Annotated in this window: 6 protein-coding genes; 3 read left to right on the forward strand and 3 right to left on the reverse strand. The window is 73.5% G+C overall.

Translation table 11 applies throughout. The features are described from left to right. Nucleotides 1–219: 219 nt before the first annotated feature. A complete protein-coding gene (locus tag ACFWWQ_RS29350; RefSeq protein ID WP_384602270.1) occupies nucleotides 220–777 on the reverse strand; it encodes a MarR family winged helix-turn-helix transcriptional regulator in 558 nt (185 codons plus the stop codon). A 215-nt stretch (nucleotides 778–992) separates the two neighbouring features. Here ACFWWQ_RS29350 and ACFWWQ_RS29355 point away from each other — a divergent pair, with 215 nt between their 5' ends. Then, nucleotides 993–2,297: an MFS transporter gene (locus ACFWWQ_RS29355; RefSeq protein WP_384602277.1), complete on the forward strand. Its 1,305-nt coding sequence runs from the start codon at nucleotides 993–995 to the stop codon at nucleotides 2,295–2,297. Nucleotides 2,298–2,421: 124 nt separating this feature from the next. Here the strand turns inward: ACFWWQ_RS29355 and ACFWWQ_RS29360 are convergent, their stop codons facing one another. Together ACFWWQ_RS29360 and ACFWWQ_RS29365 are read right to left on the reverse strand one after the other, a co-directional pair. After that, the gene (locus tag ACFWWQ_RS29360) at nucleotides 2,422–4,230 is read right to left on the reverse strand and encodes a SpoIIE family protein phosphatase (protein WP_384602272.1); all 1,809 of its coding nucleotides are present in this window, start codon (nucleotides 4,228–4,230) and stop codon (nucleotides 2,422–2,424) included. 323 nt (nucleotides 4,231–4,553) lie between these two features. After that, nucleotides 4,554–5,942, reverse strand: a complete 1,389-nt coding sequence (locus ACFWWQ_RS29365; RefSeq protein ID WP_384602273.1) for an NAD(P)/FAD-dependent oxidoreductase — start codon at nucleotides 5,940–5,942, stop codon at nucleotides 4,554–4,556. A 437-nt stretch (nucleotides 5,943–6,379) separates the two neighbouring features. Here ACFWWQ_RS29365 and ACFWWQ_RS29370 point away from each other — a divergent pair, with 437 nt between their 5' ends. Then, nucleotides 6,380–7,213, forward strand: a complete 834-nt coding sequence (locus ACFWWQ_RS29370; RefSeq protein WP_384602279.1) for a TetR/AcrR family transcriptional regulator — start codon at nucleotides 6,380–6,382, stop codon at nucleotides 7,211–7,213. A 223-nt stretch (nucleotides 7,214–7,436) separates the two neighbouring features. Next, on the forward strand, nucleotides 7,437–8,555 hold a 1,119-nt coding region (locus tag ACFWWQ_RS29375), incomplete at its 3' end, for a sigma-70 family RNA polymerase sigma factor (protein WP_384602275.1).

Genomic DNA, 8,555 nt, shown 5'->3' on the forward strand with positions numbered 1-8,555 from the left:
TCGTTTGCGGCGCCTTGGCGTGGTCACTACTTTAGCGGTTTTCCTCGGTGACGCATAATCACGTCGCGGTGTGAATTTCAGGCATGCCGAAATTCTTCCCGGTGAGGAGTCGTGCGGTAGTGGTGTGCCGCGATGCGGCGGATGGCTGCCACAGAACCGTTCCGGCTGTGGGGCAACTCGGAGAACACTACGTATCGGCCAGGGCCGTGTCAACTCGGGTCAGTCGAGGTCGCTGAGGCGGCCTTCGGCGTCGGGCTGGGTCTCCTCGACGCGGCGCAGGAGGCGGGTGAGGACCGCGCCGAGAGTGCGGCGCTCCTCGCTGTCGAGGTCCTGGAGTAGGTCCTCCTCGAAGACGGAGGCCATGCGCATGGCCTCCAGCCACTTCTCGCGGCCCTCGTGGGTCAGCTCGACGATCACCCGGACCCGGTTGTTCTCGTCCCGCTCTCGGTTGACCAGCCCTTCATCAACCATGCGGTCGATGCGGTGGGTCATCGCGGCGGGGGTGAGGCCGAGGCGCTTGGCGAGTTCGCCGGGGCCGAGGCGGTACGGAGCGCCCGAGACGACGAGGGCCTTGAGGACCTCCCATTCGGCGTTGCTCATACCGAGGGTGGCGGTCTGGCGTCCGTAGGCGACGTTCATCCGCCGGTTGAGCCGCTGGAGTGCGGAGACGACCTGTTCCACCTGGGGGTCGAGGTCTTGGAACTCTCGCTGATAGGCCGCGATCTGTTCCTCAAGGCTCGGCTCGGTGCCACCGGCCGTATCTGAGGTCTCAGGCATGCGCCGCAGTATGGCATGGAACTCATTGGCGTTGAAGTCCTTCGCCATGTACTGTTTAACTTCGAACTTTAGTGTTGAAGTCTTCAGGGTGTGATCGTCCGGTCCCCTGGAGAGGCGGGGGCTTTTCGTATGTCCGCGCGCCGGTCCGCCGGGCTTCCTCCGCAGTTCGTCCCGTACTTCCTGACCGTCTTCCGACCTGACCTAGGTAGGTGAGTGTGACCACCGCGATGGGCGCCGCGCTGCGCCGGATCCAGCTGGGGAACGCGCTGAGCGCGTTCGGCAACGGCTTCACGGTTCCGTATCTCTACGTCTATGTGGCGAAGGTGCGGGACCTGGGCGCGAGTACTGCCGGTGTGGTGCTGGCGATGCTGGCGGTCTCGGCGCTGGCCGTGCTGCCACTGACCGGTCGGGCCATCGACCGGCGCGGGCCCCTTCCGGTGGCCGTCGTCGGTACGGTCTCGGCGGCGCTCGGTGCGCTGGGGCTCGGGCTGTCCAGCAGCGAGGCGCAGGTCATCGCGTCGGCGGTGGCGCTCGGTGCCGGTATCGCGGTGATCCAGCCGGCGCTGGCCACGATGATCGTGTGGTGCTCGACGACGGTCACCCGCTCGCGGGCGTTCGCCACGCAGTTCTTCCTGAACAACCTCGGGCTCGGCATCGGCGGGCTCGTCGGCGGGCTGCTCGTGGACGAGACGCATGCGTCGAGCTTCGTGCGGCTCTTCGCCATCGAGGCGGCGATGTTCCTGATGCTCGGCGCGGCGGTGGCGACCGTACGGCTGCCGCGGGCGCCGAAGGTCGAGGACGCGGTGCCGACCGGTGAGCGGCCGCAGGGTGCCTGGCGTGCGCTGCTGTCCGACCGGCGGATGGTGTGGCTGTGCGTGCTGGGGTTCGTGGTCTTCTTCGCCTGCTACGGGCAGTTCGAGTCGGGTCTGGCCGCGTACGCCACCGAGGTCACCCGGATCGCGCCGGCCACGCTGGGTATCGCGCTGGCGGCCAACACGGCGGCGATCGTGGCGGCGCAGTTCGTGGTGCTGAAGCTCGTGGAGCGGCGGCGCCGCAGCCGGGTGATGGCGGTGGTCGGGCTGATCTGGACGGTGGCGTGGATCGCGGCCGGTCTGTCCGGGCTGGTGCACGGCGCGCAGGTGGTGGCGACAGCGCTGCTGATCTCGACGTACGCGCTGTTCGGCATCGGGGAGTCGCTGCTGTCGCCGACGGTGGCGCCGCTGGTGGCCGATCTGGCCCCGGCGTCGCTGATCGGCCAGTACAACTCGGCGTTCGCGCTGGTCAAGCAGTTGGCGCTGGCGATCGGTCCGGCCGTGGGTGCGCTGATGGTGGGCCACGGGATGTCGGCGGCGTACATCGGGATGCTGGTGGTGTGCGCGCTGGGGATCACCGTGCTGTCGCTGCGGCTGGGGCGGATGCTGACCCCGGCGCAGGACAATCCGCACCGCGCGGCGGCCGTTCCGGCCCGTCCGGCGGAGAACGCGGCGGACGGGGCGGAGGCCGCTGTGGCGGTGGCCTGAGCGGTTCCGGCGGGCGGTGGCCCGTGCCCGTAGGGAGGTCCCGTACGGGGTGAGTGGTGCGGAGAACGGCCCGGCGATGCACGCCGGGCCGTTCGTCGTACGTGCGGGCCCGCGGCCCCCGGGGTCACGGGGACGGGAGGCCGAATTCGCACCACACGGCCTTGCCGCTGTCGGGGGTGCGGCGGGAGCCCCAGTTGGAGGCGATGGTCGCGACGATGGAGATGCCTCGGCCCGCCTCGTCCGCAGGCTCGGCGGTGCGGCGGCGCGGGAGGTGGTCGTCGCCGTCGGTGACCTCCACGATCAGGCGGCGGTCCGTACGGCGCAGCCGCAGGCGCATCGGCGGGGTGCCGTGCTGGAGGGAGTTGGCGACCAGCTCGCTGGCGGCGAGGACGCCGAGGTCGTGCAGCTCGGGGGCGAAGCGCCAGGATGCGAGCACCCCGGAGGCGAAGGCGCGGGCGCGCGGCGCCGCCTCCGTGCCGCCGTGCAGCTCCAGGACGGCGTTGTGGAACAGCTCGGCGTCGTGGCCGGTGCGCTCGGGGTGCTGGACGACGAGGATCGCGACGTCGTCGTCGTGGGCGTCGGTGATGCCCATGGAGCGCAGCAGGCGGTCGCAGACGACGGCGGGGGCGTCGTCCGCCCCGGCGAAGGCTGCGGCCAGCGCCTCGACGCCGTGGTCGATGTCCTTGTCGCGGCGCTCGACGAGGCCGTCGGTGTAGAGGACGGCGGCGGCGCCGGGGCCGAGCGGAACGGTGCCGGAGGTGTGCAGCCAGCCGCCGGTGCCCAGGGTGCCCAGGGGTGGGCCGGTCGGTTCGGCGGTGCGGTGGACGGTGCCGTCGGCGTCGCGGACGAGGATCGGCAGATGCCCGGCGGAGGCGTAGACCAGGCGGCCCTCGTTCGGGTCGTGGACGGCGTAGACGCAGGTGGCGATCTGGCTGGCGTCGATCTCGGCGGCGAGGCCGTCGAGCAGCTGGAGGACCTCGTGGGGCGGCAGGTCGAGGCGGGCGTAGGCGCGGACGGCGGTGCGCAGCTGGCCCATGACGGCGGCGGCGCGGACCCCGCGGCCCATGACGTCGCCGATGACGAGGGCGGTGCGGCCGCCGCCGAGGGTGATGACGTCGTACCAGTCGCCGCCGACCGCGGCGTCGGTGCCGCCGGGGCGGTAGGTGGCGGCGACGCGGAGGTCGTCGGGCTGCTCCAGCTCCTGCGGGAGGAGGGAGCGCTGGAGGGTGACGGCGGCGGCGCGCTGGCGGGCCTCGCTGGCGCGCAGCCGTTCGGCCGATTCGATCTGGTCGGTGACCTCGGCGCCGAAGACGAGGACGCCCTTGTGCGGGGCGACGCAGGCGACCTCCGGGTCGGGGGCCGGGCCGTTGGCGGCGACCTCGATGGGGGTGCAGGTGAAGGTGTAGTAGGTGTCGCGGGCGCGGCCGGCTCCGGCGCGGACCCGGCGGGACTTGACCGTACGGGGGCGGCCGCTGCGCAGGACCTGGTCCATCAGGGGCAGCAGGCCGAGTTCGTCCAGCTCAGGCAGGGCCTCGCGGGCGGTGTGGCCGGCCGGGCGGGGGCCGAAGACGGTGGCGTAGGCGGCGTTGACGTAGGCGAGGCGGTGCTCGGGGCCGTAGACGACGGCGACCAGGGCGGGGATGGTGCCGAGGATGTCGTGGACGGAGAGGGCGTCGACGGTGGGCGGGGTGGCGGCGCCGGGGTGGGCGGTGCCTTCGGGGGCGCCGGGCGGGGTGTCGCCGTCGGGGGCGTTGGGGCCGGACGCCTCGGCGCGGGCGGCCGGGACGGCGCCGCCTGCCGGGGGCTCGGCCGCGGTGGGGCAGGCGGCGGGCGCCTGCTGGCCGTTCGGTGTGGCGGCGGCCGGGCGTGCGGTCCGGCCGGGGCGGGCGGTGCGCCGCTGGGGGAGCTTGGCGCTCCAGCGCGTGAAGATCACGGAGGGGTACCTCTTACTTCGCTTCGTCGCGCGGGCTCGGGCCGTCGGCGCGGGGGAAGTGCCCGCCGGGGGACCGGCGGGCGGTCGGCCGGGGCCCTGCGTGGCGCCCTCTGACGTGATGCGGCAAACGTCCGATTTCCTCGTGATTATTACTCTTCGCAGAGACGAGCCCACCCATGGTCACACGACCAGTGTGGCCGACCCGAGCGGTATCCGTCAGACGTCCGGGCACCGGGGTGGAGTTCCGGACTCCGTTTCGCCCGGCCGGGCCCGGTGGCGCTGGGCCGCACCGGTGGGGCGCGGCGCGTCCCGGGGGCGGCCGGTCAGCTGGCCTCGTTGTGGCGGCCCGTTCCGGCGGCCAGTTCGAATTCGGCGCGGGGGTTCTCCAGCGAGCCGAGCGAGACGATCTCGCGTTTGAACAGGCCGGAAAGGGTCCATTCGGCGAGCACCCGGGCCTTGCGGTTGAAGGTGGGGATGCGGCTGAGGTGGTAGGCGCGGTGCATGAACCACGCCGGGTAGCCCCTGAGCTTCCGGCCGTAGACGTGGGCGACGCCCTTGTGGAGGCCGAGGGAGGCGACGGATCCGGTGTACTTGTGCCGGTAGTCGAGGAGCGGGCCGCCGCGGACGGCGGCGGCGACGTTCTCGGCGAGGGTGCGGGCCTGGCGTAGCGCGTGCTGGGCGTTGGGGGCGCAGAGGGCGGGCGGTTCGTCCGGGGTGGCGGGTTCGGGGGCCGTGAGGTCGGGGATGGTGGCGGCGTCACCGGCGGCCCAGGCGTGGGCGACGCCGTCCACCTGGAGGGCTGCGGTGCACTTGAGGCGGCCGCGGCCGTTGAGGGGCAGGCCGGTCGCGGCGAGGATCGGGGGCGGTTTGACGCCCGCGGTCCACACCAGGGTGCGGGTGGGGAAGCGGGAACCGTCGCTGAGGACGGCGATCCGGTCCTCGCAGGAGTCGAGGCGGGTGTCGAGGCGGACGTCGATGTTGCGGGCGCGCAGCTCGCGTACGGCGTAGCGGCCCATCTCGGGGCCCACTTCGGGAAGGATCTTTCCGGTCGCCTCGACGAGGATCCACTTCAGGTCGGTGGCCTCGACGTTGTGGTAGTAGCGGACGGCATAGCGGGCCATGTCCTCCAGCTCGGCGAGGGCCTCGACGCCCGCGTAGCCGCCGCCGACGAAGACGAAGGTGAGCGCGGCGTCGCGGACCGCCGGGTCGCGGGTGGAGGAGGCGATGTCGAGCTGTTCGAGGACGTGGTTGCGCAGGCCGATGGCCTCCTCGACGGTCTTGAAGCCGATGCCGTGGTCGGCGAGTCCGGGGACCGGGAGGGTGCGGGAGACGGAGCCGGGCGCGAGGATCAGCTCGTCGTAGGCGATCTCGGTGTCGGCGGCGCCCGCCGCCTCTGCGGCGAGGGTCTCGACGGTGGCGGTGCGCGCGTCGTGGTCGAGGGCGGTGACCTCGCCGATGACGACCTGGCACTGCGGCAGCACGCGGCGCAGCGGCACGACGACATGGCGGGGGGAGAGGGATCCGGCCGCGGCCTCGGGGAGGAACGGCTGGTATGTCATGTACGGATCAGGGTCGACCACGGTGATCCGGACAGAGCCCTGCCGCAGCTCCTGCTTGAGTTTCCGTTGCAGCCGCAGGGCGGTGTACATGCCCACGTAGCCGCCGCCGACGATCAGGATGCGCGCCACATCGTTCGAAGACACAGCCTTCACAGAGCTTCTCCTCGCGGTGGACCGGTCCCGGCAGGCCCCCGGGTCCGGCCGGCCGGCGGCACGGCAGCCCCAGGAGGCACTGTGCCCCCGGGAAGGCACAGCACTGTTCCATGACGCCTTCCCGGCCGCGCTTTGTCCACAGGCTCGACGAAATGCGTGGGCGGTCGCGTGGGCCCGGACGGAGGGTCGGCTTCCGCGGTGTGCGGACGAGGCGCGCAGGTCAGACGGGCAGCGGCGGTGCGGCGGGCGAACGCCGCGGAGAAGGTGGTGCCGGTGTAGGCCGATCGGGGTGCGGTGTGCCCGGAACTGACCCTTCAATCTTGACCGGGGCTCAACTATGTTCGGTAGTTCATGGGGGCGGGCCCACTCATCGGCGCGCCCCTTTCCGTCAGGGCGGGGAGTCTCCGGGGGGAGACGTCATGACCGGGGGATCACAGATGCATATTCAGGGCACACATTGGGCGGGCACCGTCACCACGGCGCCCGGTAACGGCGGCCGGGCCGCCACGGCGCACGGCAACGACGCCGACGGCCGCACCGGGCCTGCCGGGCGGCCCGCGGGAGGAGGCTCCCGCAGCGCACCGCTGCGGGTGGACGCCCAGCGCAATCTGGAGCATGTGCTGCGCGCCGCGCGCGAGGTCTTCGGCGAGCTGGGATACGGCGCGCCCATGGAGGACGTCGCGCGGCGGGCGCGGGTCGGCGTCGGGACGGTCTACCGCCGCTTCCCCAGCAAGGACGTGCTGGTGCGGCGGATAGCGGAGGAGGAGACCTCCCGGCTGACCGAGCAGGCACGCACCGCGCTGGGCCAGGAGGAGGACCCCTGGTCGGCACTCTCCCGCTTCCTGCGGACGTCGGTCGCCTCGGGCGCCGGGCGGCTGCTGCCGCCGAACGTCCTGCGCGTCGGCGCCGGTCCGGAGCGGGCGGCGGAGGCGGCGGCGGCGCCCGAGAGTGCGGCCGATTCCGCCGGTGCAGCCGCCGGCGCCCGGGTGCCGCAGCAACGGCTGCCCGTGGCGGGCGGCGAGCCCGCCACGGACGCGTACGGCGCCGAGGAGCGGTCCGGGGGCGTGCCCGCACTGCTGGACGTGGTGGGGCGGCTCGTGGAGCGCGCCAGGTCGGCGGGGGCGCTGCGGCCGGACGTCACGGTCGGCGACGTTCTGCTGGTGATCGCCACGAGCGCGCCGACGCTGCCCGATCCGGGGCATCAGCAGGCGGCGTCCGCGCGGCTGCTGGACATCCTGCTGGAGGGGCTGCGGTCACGGCCGCAGGGCTGACGGCCCGGAGGGCTCCGGCCGTGGCGGCGTGTCCCGGCCTGGACGCCGGCGTCGGCCGGGGCCGGGGCGCGCACATTGTGCCCCGGAACGGCGGTCGAAGGGGCCCTCTCCGGGCAGCGCGCCCCGGATGAGTGGTTGAGGGGACGGACTCCTCGGCCCGGGCGTGTCGTGTGGCACGCTTGCGCGGTGTTCCGGTGTGACGGCGTGTTCGGGGGCCTTGGCGATGACTCTTGACGGGCGGGACGAACGACGCGGTGGCGACCACACCACCACGGATCCGGACGAGCGGGGCGGGCGGATCCCGGGACGGGGGCCGCTGGGGGCCGCTCCCCCGGCCGTCGAGCCGACGGCGCGTCACGACTGCGCCGAGGCACCGCCGCTCGCCGGTGTACCGCCGCAGCGCGACCGCACCGAGGCGGGGTCCGCCGCACCCGAGCCGCCCGTGGACGCGGAGTGCGCCGAGGGCGCCCCGCCCTCCGATGCCGCGCTGATCACCGCCATGCGGGCCGGTGACGACGGCGCGTACGAGAAGCTGTACCGCCGCCACGCCGAGGCCGTACGCCGCTACGCGCGCAGCTGCTGCCGGGACGCGCACACCGCGGAGGACCTGACCGGCGAGGTGTTCGCCCGCACGCTGCAGGCGGTGCGGGGCGGTGCGGGCCCGGACACCGCGGTGCGGGCGTATCTGCTGACGACGGTCCGGCGGGTGGCGGCCGCCTGGGCGAAGACCGCGAAGCGGGAGCAACTGGTCGAGGATTTCGCGGTGTTCGCGGTCTCCGCGGCCGGGACGTCGATGGACGCCGGTGGCGGTCCGGGCAGCGGGGTCGGTCTCGGCGCCGACGTCCGGGCGATGCAGGAGGCCGAACGGACGCTGGCCATGCGGGCGTTCCGCAGCCTGCCGGAGCGCTATCAGACGGTGCTGTGGCACACCACCGTCGAGGAGGAGACACCGAGCCAGGTCGCACCGCTGCTCGGGCTGACCGCCAACGCCACGGCGGTGCTGGCGCACCGCGCTCGGGAAGGGCTGAAGCAAGCCTATTTGCAGGCTCATGTCAGCCAGTCGCTGACCGCCGGTGGCGACTGCGCGCGGTACGCCGACCGGCTCGGCGCGTACGCCCGTGGCGGGCTGCGGATGCGGGCGGAGCGCGGGCTGCGCAAGCATCTCGACGCGTGTGCGCAGTGCCGGTTGGCGGCGCGCGAGGTCGCCGATGTCAACCAGCGGATCGGCGCGCTGCTGCCGGTCGCCGTCATCGGCTGGTTCGCCGCCACGTACGCGGTCAAGGCCGCGGCGGTGGTCGCCGGGACGGCCGGGGTCGGGGCGGTGGCCGGGGCGGGCGCCGCG

It is taken from the genome of Streptomyces sp. NPDC059080, from assembly GCF_042739975.1.
Classification (GTDB): Bacteria; Actinomycetota; Actinomycetes; order Streptomycetales; family Streptomycetaceae; genus Streptomyces; species Streptomyces benahoarensis.